The sequence below is a fragment of the Stenotrophomonas sp. GbtcB23 genome, assembly GCF_019091045.1.
GTDB classification, from domain to species: Bacteria; Pseudomonadota; Gammaproteobacteria; order Xanthomonadales; family Xanthomonadaceae; genus Stenotrophomonas; species Stenotrophomonas rhizophila_A.
This window is the reverse complement of the sequence record NZ_JAGXKC010000256.1, coordinates 1-355: the sequence shown is the minus strand read 5'-3', so window position 1 is coordinate 355 and position 355 is coordinate 1. Positions and strand designations below refer to the sequence as shown.

At 59.7% G+C, this 355-nt stretch carries 1 pseudogene; it reads right to left on the bottom strand.

From position 1 onward, the window contains the following. Positions 1-216 (bottom strand): annotated as a pseudogene (locus KVS69_RS19015) (conjugal transfer protein TraG); the annotation flags it as partial. Positions 217-355 lie beyond the last annotated feature (139 nt).

Sequence of the window (355 nt, the reverse complement as noted above, 5' to 3'; positions counted from 1 at the left end):
GAAGACCTCCGGCGCATAGGCACCGAAGAAGAACCACCACTCAAACAGCTTCCACGGGTGGTAGATCGGCCTGCCAAGAAGATCGAACCAGGGCGAGCCAAGGCGTAGCTGATAGCCAAGGGCGGCTGCTGTCCATTGTGTGGCGCCCCACACGCCGGCGATCACGATGCCGAATACCACGGCAATCTGACCGAACAGCACGTTCGTCCCTTGCATGGCCTAGCCTCCGATTTCTCCTGCGCCGATTCCTCATGGAAAAAGCGGCACAAGGACGTGCCGGAGGCGTCAGGATCGGTGCCGCGTCAGCGTCGGTCACAGTCCGGTTGAGGCAGAAAGATCGTGCAAAAGGAAAGAA